Genomic DNA, 16,183 nt, shown 5'->3' with positions numbered 1-16,183 from the left:
GGGACGGCGCGAACGGGCCAAAATCATCAGACTCGGTTTGGTATTGGCGTAACCCTTACTGCGTGATACGGCGATACACCACCGGCGTCGGCTCAGGCGCACGCTCTCCCAGCGTCACCGCGGCGCGCACCGCCTCGGCGGCCTGCTTCCAGCTCGCTTCATCGCGGGCATGAACCACGGCCAGCGGGCGCTGCCCATCGACCGAATCACCCAGACGAACCATCTCGGTTAGCCCTACGCTGTAATCAATGCTATCGCTGGCCTGACGGCGACCGCCGCCCAGCCCGACAACGGACATCCCCAGCGCACGGGTGTCCATTGCTGTGATAATACCAGCTTGTTCGGCAAATACCGGTTTGCACAGCACTGCCTGTGGCAAATAGTGGTCATAGCGCTCAACGAAGTCACACGGACCGCTCTGCGCCGCCACCATTCGGCCAAAGATCTCTGCCGCCTTACCGTTGTCGAGTACCGCCTGCAGCTTATTGCGGGCCTCCGTCTGATCTGCGGCCAGTTTGCCGGAGATCAGCATCTCAACGCACAGCGCCATGGTGACCTCGAACAGACGCGGATTGCGCGCCTCGCCCGTCAGGAACTGCACCGCCTCGCGCACTTCCAACGCGTTACCGGCGCTGGAGGCCAGCACCTGATTCATGTCGGTCAGCAGCGCCGTGGTGCGGCAGCCTGCGCCGTTGGCCACGCCAACGATCGCCTGCGCCAGCGCCTCAGACAGCGCGAACGTCGGCATAAAGGCGCCGGAACCAACCTTCACATCCATCACCAGCGCATCCAGCCCCTCGGCCAGCTTCTTGGCCAGAATAGAGGCGGTGATCAGCGGGATAGAGTCGACCGTCGCGGTGATATCGCGCGTCGCATAAAAACGCTTATCCGCCGGCGCCAGCGAGCTGGTCTGCCCGATAATGGCGACGCCGACATCGGCGATAATGCTGCGGAAACGGCTGTCGTCCGGGAAAATGTCGAACCCTGGGATCGATTCTAGCTTATCCAGCGTGCCGCCGGTATGCCCGAGGCCGCGACCGGAGATCATCGGCACATAGCCACCGCAGGCGGCGACCATCGGCCCCAGCATCAGTGAGGTCACGTCCCCCACGCCACCGGTCGAATGCTTATCGACAATCGGCCCGTTCAGATTCAGGGACTTCCAGTCCAGCACGGTGCCGGAGTCCCGCATCGCCATGGTCAGCGCCACGCGCTCCGGCATGGCCATATCGTGGAAAAAGATCGTCATCGCCAGCGCGGCGATCTGTCCCTCGGAGATCGTGTTATCCCGGATCCCGTTGATGAAAAAGCGAATTTCTTCTTCGCTCAGCGCATGGCCGTCGCGCTTTTTGCGGATAATTTCTTGAGCCAGAAACAAGGTAACCCCCTGTTAGACTGATTATTAGGCTAGGATCGTCTGCGCGATCCGTGAGAGGTAAATGCCCTTGACGTCAGTCAGGCCGCCCGCAGGCGGCCTGTTCCCGCATCAGTAGCTGCTGCCGGTGCCCTTGGCATCATAGCCTAAGGTCTGCAGCAGGCTAGCCAACAGGCTGGAAGCGCCGAAGCGGAAGTGGCGGCTATCGGCCCACCCTTCACCCAGCAGACGATCGGCCAGCGCCAGATACTGCGCCGCATCCTCCGCCGTACGCACGCCGCCGGCCGGCTTGAAGCCCACGCTCTTCGCCACGCCCATATCGCGGATCACGCTCATCATGATTTCAGCGCTCTCCAGCGTGGCGTTAACCGGCACCTTACCGGTGGAGGTCTTAATAAAGTCCGCCCCGGCCTTAATTGAAATTTCAGACGCTTTACGGATCAGCGCAGCGTCTTTCAGCTCGCCGGTTTCAATAATCACTTTCAGCAAGACATTAGCGGCGGCGCAGGCCTCTTTACAGGCTTTCACCAGATCGAAGCCCACCTGCTCGTTGCCCGCCATCAGGGCACGGTACGGGAAGACCACATCCACTTCATCCGCCCCGTAGGCGATCGCCGCACGGGTTTCCACCAGCGCGATCTCGATATCATCGTTACCGTGCGGGAAGTTGGTCACCGTTGCAATGCGTACGTCCGGCGTACCCTGTTCACGCAGGGTTTTACGGGCGATGGGGATAAAACGGGGGTAAATGCACACCGCAGCGGTATTGCCCACCGGGCTTTTGGCCTGATGACACAGCGCGATCACTTTCTCGTCGGTATCGTTGTCATTCAGGGTTGTCAGATCCATCAGGCGCAGTGCGCGCTGAGCGGCAGTTTGTAACTCGGTCATAATACTCTCCAACTGGCTGAACGCGGCCCATGCCGGTTCAATCAAAAAAAACGGGACGAAGGTTTTAACGGCCTGCGCCGTAAAGCGATCCCACACGTTGGCGAGCGGACTTGGTTCCCTGAAGAGACACCCGGCCACGCCGGTATGTCATTGAGATCCATCTCACCGCACACAGCCCTTCTGGTGTGATTATTTGAACACAAAACCTCCGTCATATTTGTGTTCACTGTCACATTAGATGAAAATCAGAATGTAACATAGGATCGTGATATGTGATCAATATCACATATAAATCATAACTATCGTCAAAACCGATGCTAACGTGCGAACGCGCGCAGCCCACGGCCTTACACTGACCACGCTCCGCCGTCCGCCGGTGAACCCCGCAGGCGCGACGCCGGGATTTCATACCGTTACAGGACACAGCCCTACGCTCATCCTGATCATCGCTCTCATCGCCATGGACAACGATCATGCCTGAAACCTCTGCCAACGCACTGCACTCGCGCTGTATGGCTATCGCCTGCGATCCCCATCTCTCTGCCCTGCAAAAACGCCACTTCCTTGCGCTGGAGGCCGAAAACGATCTGCCCTACCCCGCCCTACCGGAAGCGGCTCGCCAGGCGCTGGACGAAGGCGTCATCTGCGATATGTTTGAAGGCCATGCGCCCTATAAGCCCCGCTACGTACTGCCGGACTACGCCCGCTTCTTGGCCAACGGCTCTGAGTGGCTGGAGCTCGAGCCGGCGCAGGACTTTGACGACGCGCTCTCCATGTTGACCATCCTGTATCACCATGTCCCATCCGTCACATCTATGCCGGTATTTTTGGGGCATTTAGATCAACTATTGCTTCCATATGTTGGAATTTTAACAGAGAACGAATTATATATCCGCATAAAACGCTTTTGGCGTTATCTGGATCGCACTTTTCCCGATGCCTTTATGCACGCGAACCTGGGACCGTCCGATAACATCCTGACGCGTCTATTTTTACGCGCGGACGCGGGGCTAGCTCAGGTCGTCCCCAACCTGACCTTCCTCTACCACCCTGAGATCACGCCCGCAGAGCGTCTGCAGCAGGCCATTGAAAACATCTGCGCCTGCAGTAAACCGCACATCGCCAACGCGCCGCTGCATGATAATATTTTCACAGCGGGCGGCTACGGCATCGTCAGCTGCTACAACGCGCTGCCGCTGGGCGGCGGCGGCAGCACCCTGGTTCGGATGAACCTGAAAGAGGTGGCCCTGCGCAGCCGGGGAGAGGAGGACTTCTTTACCCGCACCCTGCCTGACTATTGCCAGCGCCAGACCGAGATTCTCCGCGCCCGCAGCGACTTTCTGTTCACCCGCTCCCATTTCTTCAGCCAGAGCTTCCTGGTGCATGAGGGGCTGATCGACGCCCAGCGTTTTGTGCCGATGTTCGGCATCTTTGCCCTGGCGGAGGCGGTCGATATTCTGTGTCAGCAGAGCGGCGTCGCCGCCCGCTACGGTCAGGATGAGGCGGCCAACGCCTTAGGCTATCGGATCAGCGCCTGGCTGGACGCGTTTGTCCGCGCGACCCCGCTCCCCCATGCTTGGCAGCAGCGCGCGCTGCTGCATGCCCAATCCGGGATCAGCAGCGATCGGGGCACGACGCCCGGCGCCCGCCTTCCCTACGGCAGCGAGCCGGATCCGATCGGCCATCTGATGGCCGTCGCGCCGCACCACGCCTATTATCCCGCCGGGATCAGCGACATTCTGACCCTGGATCCCACGGTAAAAAGCAACCCGCAGGCCCTGATGCAGCTGTGCCTCGGCGCGTTCTCCGCCGGGATGCGTGAATTCACGGCCAACGTCAGCGGCAACGATCTGGTGCGGGTGACCGGCTATATGGTGCGCCTGTCCGATCTGGCGCGCTATGAGCAGGAAGGGTCGCGGCTGAACACCACCTGGCTGGCGGAAGAGGCGGCGCGCAATACGGGGATGCTGGAGCGCCAGGCGCGCGTGATAAGCCATGAACAACAGACGCGCTTTAGTCAGTAAGCTGCTGCCCTTCTCCTGCGTGGATGGGCCGGGCAGTCGCCTGGTTCTGTTTCTGCAGGGCTGCAACCTGCGCTGCCGCAGCTGCCATAACCCCTACACCATTGGCCGCTGCGACGACTGTGCCCAGTGCGTGGCGACGTGCCCGCATCAGGCGCTGTCGCTGCAGGCGGGAAAAGTGCTCTGGGATGCGCTCGCCTGCCAGCAGTGCGATACCTGTCTGCAGGGTTGCCCACGTCAGGCGAGCCCCATGGCGCTCTCCCTCAGCGTCGACGATGTGCTGATGCAGCTGCGCCGCCAGGCGGTGTTTATCAAGGGAATCACCGTCAGCGGTGGAGAGGCGACGCTGCAGCTGCCTTTCCTGCTGGCGCTGTTTCAGGCGATACGCCGCGATCCGGGATTGCAGGCGCTTGACTGTCTGGTCGACAGCAACGGTGAACTGTCAGAGCCCGGCTGGGCACGGCTAATACCGTGGTGCGACGGCGTCATGGTCGATCTCAAAGCCTGGGACGACGAGCGCCACCGCTGGCTGACCGGGCGCGGCAATCGGCGCATCCTGCACAGCATTCGCTGGCTGGCGCAGCGGCGACGCCTGGCGGAGCTGCGCCTGCTGGTGATCCCGCAGCACAGCGACTACCTGACCCACATCGATGCGCTGGCCGAGTTTATCCTGTCGCTGGGCGATGTGCCCGTACGCCTCAATGCCTTCCATCATCACGGCGTCTATGGTCCGGCGTCAGCGTGGCAGCCCGCCGCAAAGGCCGATGTCGAACGACTGGCTCAGGCGCTGGAGACCCGCGGCGTCGGCGCGGTGATCCGCCCGGCGCTCTACCTATAAATAAAAACGCGCCCCGGCCAGTGACGGCGAAGGCGCGTGACCACCTTGCACAGCGCAGGATTACAGCGCCAGGAAGAACCCGGCGATGGTGGCGCTCATCAGGTTGGAGAGGGTACCTGCAGCGACGGCGCGCAGGCCGAAGCGGGCAATCTCATGGCGACGCTTCGGCGCCATACTGCCCAGTCCGCCCAGCAGGATCGCCACCGACGAAAGGTTGGCAAAGCCGCACAGCGCGAAAGAGATGATCGCCTTGGTATGGCCGGAAAGCACCTGCAGACCGGCCGCCGCGACCTCGGCATCCGCCTTCAGGTATTCGCCAAAGTTCATATAGGCGACGAACTCGTTAACGATCAGCTTCTGCCCGATGAAAGAGCCGGCGATCTGCGCCTCGTTCCAGGGCACGCCGATCAGGAAGGCGAGCGGAGAGAATACCCAGCCCAGGATCAGCTCCATCGACAGCTGCGGGTAGTTAAACCACCCGCCAATCCCGCCCAACATGCCATTCAGCAGAGCGATCAGGGCAATAAACGCCAGCAGCATCGCGCCGACGTTCAGCGCCAGCTGCAGACCCGAGGCCGCACCGGAGGCGGCGGCGTCAATCACGTTGGCCGGACGATCCTCTGCCGCCACCAGCGCGGTAGCATCTTCACGATCGTGGGTCTGCTCGGTTTCCGGTACGATCAGCTTGGCAAACAGCAGGCCGCCCGGCGCCGCCATAAAGGACGCAGCGATCAGGTACTCCAGCGGCACGCCCATCTGGGCATAGCCGGCCAGCACCGAGCCGGCAACGGAGGCCAGGCCACCGCACATGACCGCGAACAGTTCGGACTGGGTCATGGTGGCGATATAGGGGCGTACCACCAGCGGCGCTTCGGTCTGACCGACGAAGATATTGGCCGTCGCCGACAGCGACTCGGTACGGGAGGTGCCCAGCAGCTTGTGCAGCGCACCGCCCAGCACGCGGATCACCAGCTGCATGATCCCCAGATAATAGAGCACGGCAATCAGCGACGAGAAGAAGACGATCACCGGCAGTACGCGCAGGGCAAAGACAAACCCGCCGCCGCCGAACAGCTCAAACATCTTGTCGGATACCAGCCCACCGAACATAAACGAAATGCCCTGATTACCATAGGCGATAACGTTTGCTACACCGGTAGACATCGCGCCCAGCATATCGCGCCCAGCGGGCACATACAGCACAAAGGCGCCAAGGCATACCTGAACGGCGAAGGCGCCGGCCACGGTACGCACCCTAATGGCGCGGCGGTTGTTGGAAAGCAGTACGCCGAGCAGGATCAGCGTGACCATTCCCACAACACCCATTAAAAGTTGCATGGTTATTATCCCTGTTGTGTGAGTCTTAATAAGGCTTACACGCCCAATGGCGCAAGCCGTCTCCTGGTGCCAGGCAAAAAACAGGAGGGGTCCATCGCCGGCGGGCGGATTATAACGGGGCATCCGCGATGTTTGCGCGTATTGCTCACAAATTTATACAACTTGAAGCAAGTTAAATTGTTAAAAAGTGATGCATATCACATCATTTAATCGTTTACGCGCGCAAAAAATCGGCGGTTCGCGTCAGGAACGCGGGGGGAAGTGAAATAGACGGTGCGTGTTGTCATACAGCGCCTGGGCTATCTGCGCAGGCGTTTCACTGCGCAGCGCACACAGGGCCGCAAAGACCCGCGTCAGCTGCTCCGGACGATTGGGCGCGCCCTGGTAACCGAACAGCGGCATATCCGGCGCATCGGTCTCCAGCAGCAGCGCCTCCAGCGGCAGCGCCGCCACCGCGGCACGGGTCTTGTTCGCCCGTGCGTAGGTAATCGTGCCGCCGACGCCAATCGCATACCCCAAACGCACGAAGGCCTGCGCCTGGGCCAGGCTGCCGGAAAAACCGTGCACCACGCCGGTGCGCGTCAGCCGCCGCTGGCGCAGTATCTTCGCCAGCAGATCGTGGCTGCGGCGTGAATGCAGGATCACCGGCAGATCGTAGCGCTGGGCCAGGGCCAGCTGATCCTGCAGCAGGCTCAGCTGACGCGCCGGCTGGCGGACGTCACCGTAGTGATCCAGCCCGATCTCACCCAGCGCGACCACCGCCGGGTCGGCCTGGGCCAGCAGCGTATCCAGCGCCGCAATATCCGTATCCCGATGATGTTCGATGTACAGGGGATGCAGCCCCAGCGCCGCATGCAGCATCGGATAGCGATGGGCCAGCGCCAGCACCGACGCAAAACGGGAGGCCTCGATGCTGGGCACAATGATATCGCCGATCCCCGCCGCCCGGGCGCGATGCAGGCTTGCCGCCTCATCGCCACAGAAGGGAGCAAAGTCAAAATGGCAGTGGGTGTCGATCAGCGCCGCGGCGATCACAGCGTTTCCCCCGCAGGCTGACGCGCGGCTTGGTGGGTCAGCCTCGCCGGGCCATGGGCATGCGCCGGCAGGTCACGCGGTAGCAGCCAGTGCCCAACGGCCGCCAGAAAATAGCGGGCGCAGCGCCGTCCCAGATGGTAATCCGTGTTCAGCGATGCCACCGTACTGCCCAAGGCATGGCTCGCCAGCGGCTTGGGGGGGTAAATTTCAAAGATACGCAGACGGCCCGGCGGTTGCTCAATAAAACGCTGGGTGCGACGGTAGCTCTTCTCATGGCGCTGCATCATCCGCACCATCTGCTGCAGGCTGCTCTCGCTGAGCAGAGACTCCATGCGTTTCACCCAGCGGGGCGTATAGAACATCTGAGACGGCACGGTGCGTATCACCACGATGGTATCGGCGCCCAGTCGGTACGCCTCGCGCACCGGCACGGCGTCGGCGATGCCGCCGTCCTGGTAGACCACGCCGTCCAGCTCCACCCCGCTGCGGTAAAAGCCGGGGATGGCGCTGCTGGCCTTGATCACCTGCAGCCAGCTATCGCGCTGCGCCGGAAAATAGGCCGCGCTAAAGTCATCGCTACGGCTGGCGACCATATAGAACTGGCGCTGCTGTCCCAGCATACGCTCGGCGCGATCGAAGGCCAGCGGCATCTCGCGGTGGGTACAATCCACCAGCCAATCCAGATCAATGAGATGGCCGCCGCGGACAAAGCGCAGCGGGTTAAAAAACTCGCTGCGGGTGGTATAGCGCGTAATCACGCGTCGGGCATATCCCGCCTGACCACAGACAAAGGACGACAGGTTCTGGGCGCCGGCGGAGGTACCCAAATAGAGATCGAAGGGGTTGAAGCGCGCACGCAGAAACTCATCCAGCACCCCGGCGGTAAAAATACCCCGCTGTCCGCCGCCCTCGCACACCAGCGCAATGCGGCCCGGATGGTAGGGTTTATAGGCCAGGGGCTCAATGTTGCCCAGCGTAATCGGTATTCTGTATCCCACTCTACAACCTCATGACAACACGCTCAGCCGGTCTGCCGCCCCGACAAACGAGGCGACCCACATAGATTAAGCATACCTTGGATAAGGCCTCGGGATAAGTCCAGCGCAGGGGGGAAATATTATCATTCTGTCCGCTTTAACGGACGACGCGGCGCAAATAAGACGGCGGGCCACAAGGCCCGCCGCGATCGTCCCGCCAACGCCCCAAAAAAGGGCTAGGCCGATCAGTGTTCGCGCGTCTTACGGAAGCGCACCTCAGGATAACGCTCCTGGGTCAGGTTCAGGTTCACCATGGTCGGGGCGATATAGGCCAGGTTATCGCCGCCGTCCAGCGCCAGGTGCAGTTCGTTCTTACGCTGAAACTCGTCGAACTTCTTCGCGTCGTCACATTCGACCCAGCGCGCGGTAGAAACGTTAACCGACTCGTAGATCGCCTCAACGTTATATTCGCTCTTCAGGCGAGCCACCACCACGTCAAACTGCAGCACACCGACCGCACCGACGATCAGATCGTTATTGGCCACCGGACGGAACACCTGTACCGCCCCCTCTTCCGACAGCTGAACCAGCCCCTTCAGCAGCTGCTTCTGCTTCAGCGGGTCGCGCAGACGGATGCGGCGGAACAGTTCCGGGGCAAAGTTGGGGATCCCGGTGAACTTCATCTCTTCGCCCTGGGTAAAGGTATCGCCGATCTGGATGGTGCCATGGTTATGCAGACCGATGATATCGCCCGGGTAAGCCTCCTCTACGTGGGCGCGGTCGCCGGCCATAAAGGTCAGCGCGTCGGCGATCACCACATCCTTACCGGTGCGAACCTGGCGCAGCTTCATCCCCTTGTCATAGCGACCGGAGACCACGCGCATGAAGGCGACACGGTCGCGGTGCTTCGGATCCATGTTCGCCTGGATCTTAAACACAAAGCCGCTGAATTTCTCTTCGTCGGCGCTGACCTTGCGCACATCGGTCATCCGCGGCATCGGCGCCGGCGCCCAGGCCACCAGACCGTCCAGCATATGATCCACGCCAAAGTTACCCAGCGCAGTCCCGAAGAAGACCGGCGTCAGCTGACCGTTGAGGAAGGCCTCCTCTTCAAACTCGGTAGACGCCCCCTGCACCAGCTCCAGCTCCTCGCGCAGCTGGACCGCCAAGTCCTCGCCCACCGCGGCATCCAGCTGCGGGTTATCCAGCCCCTTAATCACCCGAACCTCTTGGATGGTATGCCCCTTGCCGCTTTGGTACAGGTAGGTTTCATCCTTGTACAGGTGGTAGACCCCCTTGAACAGCTTACCGCAGCCGATAGGCCAGGTGATCGGCGCACAGGCGATCCGCAGCTCGCTCTCCACCTCGTCCAGCAGCTCCATCGGATCGCGGATGTCACGGTCGAGTTTGTTCATAAAGGTCAGGATCGGCGTATCGCGCAGACGGGTGACCTCCATCAGCTTACGGGTGCGATCCTCGACCCCTTTAGCCGCATCGATCACCATCAGGCAGCAGTCCACCGCCGTCAGGGTTCGGTAGGTATCCTCGGAGAAATCCTCGTGCCCCGGGGTATCCAGCAGGTTGACCAGGGAGTCATGATACGGAAACTGCATCACCGAGGTGGTAATGGAGATACCGCGCTGTTTCTCCATCTCCATCCAGTCTGACTTGGCATGCTGGCTGGAGCCGCGGCCTTTTACCGTCCCGGCGACCTGGATCGCCTGTCCGAACAGCAGCACCTTTTCGGTGATGGTGGTTTTACCGGCATCCGGGTGAGAAATAATGGCAAAGGTGCGCCGTTTGGCGACTTCGCGGGCGTATTCACTTGGCGACATGATTTTCTATTCTGTATTGAGCTGCCCTGCCCGCGAACGCGCGCAAACGGCGGCCATCGGCGGGCAACACAGGCGTAAATGGGTAATCAGCGCGCTATTTTCCCTGATTTATTCAGGTTAGACAACGCGCAATTTCAGGCGCCCTGCCGCAGGCAGGGGGAATACTATCGCGCCGCGGGCGCGCGAAAACGACGGCTACCCCAGCGGCAGCGCCATGATGCGGGCATCCTCACGTCCGTCCGCGGTCGGATAGTAGTTGCGCCGCAGCGACACCTCATTGAACCCCAGCGCATGATACAGCGCGATGGCGGCCCGATTGGAGTCTCGCACCTCCAGCCACAGCGTCACCACGCCGCGCTCGGTCAGATCGTCAATCAGACGCAGCAGCAGCGTACGCCCCAGCCCCTGACGCTGATAGGCGGGGGCGACGGCAACGTTGAACAGCGTCGCCTCATCCAGCACCACCTGCGTAATGGCAAAGGCGGCCAGCTGCCCCTGTGACTCCAGCTTCAGGTTATAGTAACGCTCGCCCTGATTGCTGAGAAAGGTGCTGTGAGTCCAAGGAAATGCGTGACTGGCGCACTCCACGGCATAGGCGGCATCAGTGTCCGCCGGGGTCAGGGAAGAAATGATGTTGCTCATGACAAATTTGCTGCCACAGGGCGCGCTTGGCGCCGGGGTTATGGTAAAGCGCACCGAGCGCCGGAGAGCGGAGGCAAGCCTCAGAGGAGGCGGACTCCCCCAGCCACCAACACAGGTAACGCTGGCGATCGCTGAGCATCTCATACTGCTCCGGCGTCAGGATCACCGCCTGCTCCGCCGTCAGCGACAGCGCGCGTAGAATATCGCACAGTAACAGATCATCCGGCGACAGGGGAGCCTCAGACACGATAAGCAGCCGTGTCTGCGCCGACAGCGTAATGGCGACCTCGCCGCGCAGAAGCGCCGGGCGACGCAGGACCCATTGGGTTATCCCCAGCTGCTGTAAAAGTTGATCGCGTCGCGAAGTCATACTGCCCCTGTCTGTTATGCGCCGCCGCGGCGCCGAAATCCCGTGATACCTGTCTGCGCTACTATGCTAACAAACCCGTCGCGACGGCACCATCGCACCGTGCAGCGGATCGCCACCGCCGCGATGAATGGCGCGTTTCAGAACGCCGGTGAAAGCTCTATAATCACCGGTCAGCCTATTGAGGAGTTTTGTGCCATGTCCGCTTTTACCCCGGCCAGCGAAGTCGTGCTTCGCCACGGCGAAGAGTTTGAGCCCCGCCGCGTCCTGTTCGCCGGCGATCTGCAGGATACGCTGCCCGCGCAGTTTAACGCCGTTGAAGTCCGCGCCCACACCACCCAGTACCATCACTGGCAGGCGCTGCATCCCACCATGGGCGAGCGCTGCCTGTTCTCTCTGACCATCACGGCAGAGTTCGCCGCCGGCATCGATACCCTGATCTACTTCTGGCCCAAGAGCAAGCCAGAGGCGCTATTCCAGCTGACTCAGCTACTCTCGCAGCTGCCGGTCGGCTGCGATGTGTTTATCGTCGGTGAAAACCGCGCCGGCGTCCGCAGCGCCGAAGAGCTGGCGTCCGACATGCTGACGCTGAACAAGATAGACAGCGCCCGCCGCTGCGGCCTGTATCACGGTCAGCTGGCCCAGCCGCCCCACTTCGATCTGAACGACTGGTGGATGTCCTATGACACCGGCAGTCTGCGCATCGCCACGCTGCCGGGCGTATTCAGCCGCGACGGGCTGGACATCGGCAGTCATCTGCTGCTCTCTTCGCTGCCCCACGGCCTAAAAGGGCACGTCCTGGACGTCGGCTGCGGCGCCGGGGTGTTATCCGCCGCCATCGCCCGCATGTCGCCGGAGACCCGTCTCACCCTGAGCGATGTGAACGCCGCTGCCCTGACCGCCAGCCGGCAAACGCTGGCGCAGAATGCGATCGACGGCGAGGTGCTCGCCAGTAACGTCTTCTCCGATATCAGCGGTCGCTTCGATCTGATCATCTCTAACCCGCCGTTCCATGATGGTGTACAGACCAGCCTGCTGGCCGCTCAGACCCTGATCCGCGGCGCCGTCAGCCACCTGCAGCTGGGCGGTGAGCTGCGGATCGTCGCCAACGCCTTCCTGCCCTATCCGCAGGTGCTGGATGCCGTATTCGGTCGCCATGAGGTCGTGGCCCAGACCGGGAAATTCAAGGTGTACTCCGCCATTCTCGATCGGGCGGCGCTGGAGCACAGCCGTCGATAGACCCCGGGGCCGGCGTACGTCGGCCTTTTTTTCAGCGCAAAACGGTCAAATTACGCCTCACGCGCCCAAATTTGCACCGATCGCAGAAAATTCAGGAAATAACTGTTGACGCCGCGACGAAAATCTCTAGAATTCGCCTCCGTGGTTACGTTACTCCAGCAGTAACGCAACGGTATGCGAAGGTGGCGGAATTGGTAGACGCGCTAGCTTCAGGTGTTAGTGTCTTAACGGACGTGAGGGTTCAAGTCCCTCTCTTCGCACCACATAACCACGATTGATTGCGCTTTGACGGCACCTTGCGAAGGTGGCGGAATTGGTAGACGCGCTAGCTTCAGGTGTTAGTGTCTTAACGGACGTGAGGGTTCAAGTCCCTCTCTTCGCACCAAAGCCGACGAGCGACAATCAGCAACACCCGTGTGCGAAGGTGGCGGAATTGGTAGACGCGCTAGCTTCAGGTGTTAGTGTCCTAACGGACGTGAGGGTTCAAGTCCCTCTCTTCGCACCACTCTTGTTTTTCTTCTGCATCTCGTCATCCTCTCCCTGTTTTACGCTTGATTCCCGCAGTTGACCTATCCTGCTATCGCTATCCAGACAGAGACTCAACGCCGTCGATATATCGCGCTCGTCGCTCATCGCCGATAACGTCGCGACCGTACCGCCTCATCCCGACCCAACGCTGCGCTTAGCCTACCTGCAGCGACAGCATGCTCAGCGACCCCATGACGATCCCCTGCTCAAACACCCGCAGCGGCTCCGCGCCATCCCAGCAGCCCAGCACAGGCAGCAGCGGCAGAAAGTGCTCCGGTGTCGGATTGGCCAGCGTAGCATCCGGATTATCGGCAAACCGCAGCAATGCGGCATCCTCACCGCGTTCACGCAGCCCCTGGCGGACAACGTCTTCAAAGCGCCGCGCCCAGGGATAAGGTTCGGCCTCAGCCTCCCAGCGCAGCGTACGCAGGTTATGCACCACGTTACCGCTGCCCAACATCAGGATACCGCGCTGCCGCAGCGGGGCGAGCGCCTGCCCCAATTGATAGTGATACGCCGCCGGCTGACGCGGATCGAGGCTGAGCTGTATCACCGGAATATCGGCCTGGGGATACAGGTGAACCAGCAGGCTCCACGCCCCATGATCCAGCCCCCAGCCGCCCTCATCCAGCGACAGCGTATACTGCGGCGCCAGTAAAGACTGCAGTTCCCGCGCCAACGCCGGACTGCCGGGCGCCGGATAGCGCAGCGCAGAGAGCGCCGGCGGAAAGCCGCCAAAGTCATGCAGGGTACGCGGCTGCGCCATCGCCGTGGCCCAGAGCCCCTGGGTACACCAGTGGGCGGAAATCACCACAATGGCCTTTGGCCGCGGCAGCTCACGCCCCAGACGCTGCCATAGGGCGCTGAACGGATTATCCTCGATGGCGTTCATCGGACTCCCGTGCGCCAGAAACAGCGCCGGCATCGTCGCCTCGCTCATAGTGTATTGCCTCACCCTGATCGCCCGTCGCTTGCAGCGCCGGTCATAAAAAACGGCTCCGCGCACGGAGTACGCGACAGCCCCTCGCTCGATAGCCAGAAGCATAGAATAGGCACAGACAATCGGTGGAATTGTATATAACACGCTCACATTTATTTACTTCTGCTCACACTTAATAAATAATGAAAATCATTATCATCAACTGCGAGGCGTGTCCATGTCCATTCCCCTGCTTCTGACGCTGCTTGCCGGCGGCGCCACCGCCGTTGGGGCTCTGCTGGCCATCATCGGGCAAAGGCCCTCCAATCGCGTGCTGGCCTTTTCGCTCGGCTTCGCCGCCGGGATCATGCTGCTTATTTCGCTGATGGAGATGCTGCCCGCGGCGCTGAATACGCCGAAGATGCCGCCGCTGCTCGGCTACGCGATGTTTATCCTCGGTCTGGTCGGATACTTTCTACTGGATCGCCTGCTGCCCCACCAGCACGCCCACGATATGGTCCCGCTGGGGAATCGAACGCCGCGGAGTCTAAAACGCACCGCGCTGCTGCTTACGCTGGGCATCAGTCTGCACAATTTTCCCGAGGGTATCGCCACCTACGTCACCGCCAGCGCCGATCTGGAGCTGGGGATGGGCATCGCCCTGGCGGTAGCCATTCATAATATTCCCGAGGGGCTGGCCGTCGCGGGTCCCGTGTATGCTGCCAGCGGCTCGCGCCTGCGCGCGCTGTGGTGGGCCAGCCTGTCGGGCGTGGCAGAGATCCTCGGTGGGCTGCTGGCCTTTACCCTGCTGGGGCCGACGGTATCGCCGGTCGGGATGGCGGCGATCATGGCGCTGGTGGCCGGGATCATGGTCGCGCTGTCGGTGGATGAGCTTATGCCGCTGGCGCGGGAGATCGATCCGCACAGCAATCCCAGCCGCGGGGTGTTGTGCGGCATGACCGTCATGGGGCTGAGTCTGGCCCTGCTGCAGGCGACGCCGCTATAAAAGCGCAAGGGATAGCCGCTGGCTATCCCTTGATATATCTGCGATCGCGTTAACGATGCGGCCGAATTAGCAGGCTTTCTCCTGCGGCTCATGCGCCTGACGATAGGCCACCAGATCCTCAATGGTCACCACCGGCATCCCATGCTGGCGCGCAAAGGCCATCACCTGCGGAGCGCGAGCCATCGTGCCGTCATCATTGGTCAGTTCACACAGCACGCCGGCAGGGCGGAATCCCGCCAGCGAAACCAGATCGATCGTCGCCTCGGTATGACCCCGACGCGCCAGTACGCCGCCGGGGCGAGCGCGCAGCGGGAAAACATGCCCGGGACGATGGAGATCACTCGGCTTGGCACCGTCGGCGATGGCCGCGCGTACCGTGGTCAGGCGATCCTGCGCGGAGACCCCGGTGGTCACCCCTTCCGCCGCTTCAATCGTCACGGTGAAGGCGGTGCCGTAGTGGCTGGTGTTATTGCTCACCATCATCGGCAGATCCAGCTGCTGGCGACGCGCTTCGGTGATACACAGGCAGACAATACCGCTGCCGTGGCGGATGGTCAGCGCCATCTGCTCCACGGTCATCTTCTCGGCGGCAAAGATCATGTCGCCTTCATTTTCACGGTTTTCATCATCCAACACCATGACGCCACGGCCATCGCGCAGTGCGGACAAGGCGCGCTCAACGCGCTCCATCGGGGTACCGAAATCGGAAAGTAGAATCTGATTCATGGTAAAAACCTCATCAATAATCGTATGAATTACCAGAACCAGGGCAAATTTGAGGAGCGGCACACGCAGCGGCGCGGCCAAAATAACGCGAGCGGGTGAATCCCAGCAGATATCGTTACTCTCTCCCATCCGGACTGTAACCGTCGGCCCCGGAATTACACCGGATCTGCTGACCCCGCACGGTCGTGCGAGCGCTCGCGGGCTTTCAGTGACGCCGAAGCGTACCAATTTACCGCCGGTAGGGACTTTCACCCCGCCCTGAGAATAAGCAAACCGACTATAGCGCCAAAGCCAGTAGCGGGCAATCACCATTGCCGATTATTGGCGTTCGCTCACAAACAGCGTCATACAGGCTCGTTATCGCGCATTTTTTATCCTTATGCCGTGGCCTGGGGGGATAATTACGACCCGCTCTGGCATCCGCCATGACACTACGGTAACGTATC

14 protein-coding genes, 3 tRNA genes and 1 riboswitch are annotated in these 16,183 nt (G+C 61.3%); of the genes, 7 read left to right on the top strand and 10 right to left on the bottom strand.

Annotated features, from left to right (window positions below):
• Positions 1–55: 55 nt before the first annotated feature.
• Together deoA and deoC are read right to left on the bottom strand one after the other, a co-directional pair.
• On the bottom strand, positions 56–1,378 hold the full coding sequence (deoA, locus tag BRD58_RS02690; protein WP_073381530.1) for a thymidine phosphorylase: 1,323 nt from the start codon (positions 1,376–1,378) through the stop codon (positions 56–58).
• 108 nt (positions 1,379–1,486) lie between these two features.
• Positions 1,487–2,266: a deoxyribose-phosphate aldolase gene (gene deoC, locus BRD58_RS02685; RefSeq protein WP_069579594.1), complete on the bottom strand. Its 780-nt coding sequence runs from the start codon at positions 2,264–2,266 to the stop codon at positions 1,487–1,489.
• Positions 2,267–2,739: 473 nt separating this feature from the next.
• On the opposite strand from deoC, the gene BRD58_RS02680 reads away from it, so the two are divergent.
• Positions 2,740–4,290 (top strand): YjjI family glycine radical enzyme, encoded by a 1,551-nt coding sequence (locus tag BRD58_RS02680; RefSeq protein WP_073381529.1) that lies wholly within the window; start codon positions 2,740–2,742, stop codon positions 4,288–4,290.
• Positions 4,262–5,125: a YjjW family glycine radical enzyme activase gene (locus BRD58_RS02675; protein ID WP_073381528.1), complete on the top strand. Its 864-nt coding sequence runs from the start codon at positions 4,262–4,264 to the stop codon at positions 5,123–5,125. Before BRD58_RS02680 ends, BRD58_RS02675 begins: the two co-directional genes overlap by 29 nt.
• 60 nt (positions 5,126–5,185) lie before the next feature.
• Here the strand turns inward: BRD58_RS02675 and BRD58_RS02670 are convergent, their stop codons facing one another.
• From BRD58_RS02670 to BRD58_RS02645, 6 genes are all read right to left on the bottom strand, one after another.
• On the bottom strand, positions 5,186–6,451 hold the full coding sequence (locus BRD58_RS02670; RefSeq protein ID WP_172454876.1) for a NupC/NupG family nucleoside CNT transporter: 1,266 nt from the start codon (positions 6,449–6,451) through the stop codon (positions 5,186–5,188).
• Positions 6,452–6,706: 255 nt separating this feature from the next.
• Positions 6,707–7,495, bottom strand: a complete 789-nt coding sequence (locus tag BRD58_RS02665; protein WP_073383834.1) for a TatD family hydrolase — start codon at positions 7,493–7,495, stop codon at positions 6,707–6,709.
• On the bottom strand, positions 7,495–8,496 hold the full coding sequence (locus BRD58_RS02660) for a patatin-like phospholipase family protein (RefSeq protein WP_012847352.1): 1,002 nt from the start codon (positions 8,494–8,496) through the stop codon (positions 7,495–7,497). Before BRD58_RS02660 ends, BRD58_RS02665 begins: the two co-directional genes overlap by 1 nt.
• Positions 8,497–8,720: 224 nt before the next feature.
• Positions 8,721–10,310, bottom strand: a complete 1,590-nt coding sequence (prfC, locus tag BRD58_RS02655; protein ID WP_012847351.1) for a peptide chain release factor 3 — start codon at positions 10,308–10,310, stop codon at positions 8,721–8,723.
• Between the two features lie 195 nt (positions 10,311–10,505).
• The gene (gene rimI, locus BRD58_RS02650; protein ID WP_012847349.1) at positions 10,506–10,952 is read right to left on the bottom strand and encodes a ribosomal protein S18-alanine N-acetyltransferase; all 447 of its coding nucleotides are present in this window, start codon (positions 10,950–10,952) and stop codon (positions 10,506–10,508) included.
• Complete coding sequence (locus BRD58_RS02645; protein WP_012847348.1) at positions 10,912–11,322, bottom strand: DNA polymerase III subunit psi; 411 nt, start codon at positions 11,320–11,322, stop codon at positions 10,912–10,914. Before BRD58_RS02645 ends, rimI begins: the two co-directional genes overlap by 41 nt.
• Positions 11,323–11,517: 195 nt before the next feature.
• On the opposite strand from BRD58_RS02645, the gene rsmC reads away from it, so the two are divergent.
• From rsmC to BRD58_RS02625, 4 genes are all read left to right on the top strand, one after another.
• Complete coding sequence (rsmC, locus tag BRD58_RS02640; RefSeq protein WP_073383831.1) at positions 11,518–12,558, top strand: 16S rRNA (guanine(1207)-N(2))-methyltransferase RsmC; 1,041 nt, start codon at positions 11,518–11,520, stop codon at positions 12,556–12,558.
• A gap of 176 nt (positions 12,559–12,734) precedes the next feature.
• A tRNA-Leu gene (locus BRD58_RS02635) sits at positions 12,735–12,821 on the top strand.
• A gap of 35 nt (positions 12,822–12,856) precedes the next feature.
• A tRNA-Leu gene (locus tag BRD58_RS02630) sits at positions 12,857–12,943 on the top strand.
• Between the two features lie 33 nt (positions 12,944–12,976).
• Positions 12,977–13,063: transfer RNA gene (locus BRD58_RS02625), tRNA-Leu, on the top strand.
• Positions 13,064–13,240: 177 nt separating this feature from the next.
• Here BRD58_RS02625 and ygiD read toward each other — a convergent pair.
• Positions 13,241–14,026: a 4,5-DOPA-extradiol-dioxygenase gene (ygiD, locus tag BRD58_RS02620; RefSeq protein WP_073381527.1), complete on the bottom strand. Its 786-nt coding sequence runs from the start codon at positions 14,024–14,026 to the stop codon at positions 13,241–13,243.
• Between the two features lie 217 nt (positions 14,027–14,243).
• On the opposite strand from ygiD, the gene zupT reads away from it, so the two are divergent.
• The gene (zupT, locus tag BRD58_RS02615; protein WP_012847345.1) at positions 14,244–15,011 is read left to right on the top strand and encodes a zinc transporter ZupT; all 768 of its coding nucleotides are present in this window, start codon (positions 14,244–14,246) and stop codon (positions 15,009–15,011) included.
• A 66-nt stretch (positions 15,012–15,077) separates the two neighbouring features.
• On the opposite strand, the gene ribB is transcribed toward zupT, so the two are convergent.
• Positions 15,078–15,737 (bottom strand): 3,4-dihydroxy-2-butanone-4-phosphate synthase, encoded by a 660-nt coding sequence (ribB, locus tag BRD58_RS02610; RefSeq protein WP_069579590.1) that lies wholly within the window; start codon positions 15,735–15,737, stop codon positions 15,078–15,080.
• Between the two features lie 113 nt (positions 15,738–15,850).
• Positions 15,851–16,007: riboswitch (FMN riboswitch) on the bottom strand.
• Between the last annotated feature and the right edge of the window lie 176 nt (positions 16,008–16,183).

It is taken from the genome of Edwardsiella piscicida, from assembly GCF_001896205.1.
Lineage (GTDB): Bacteria > Pseudomonadota > Gammaproteobacteria > Enterobacterales > Enterobacteriaceae > Edwardsiella > Edwardsiella piscicida.
The sequence above is the reverse complement of the archived record's forward strand: the minus strand, read 5'-3'. Positions and strand labels throughout refer to the sequence as shown.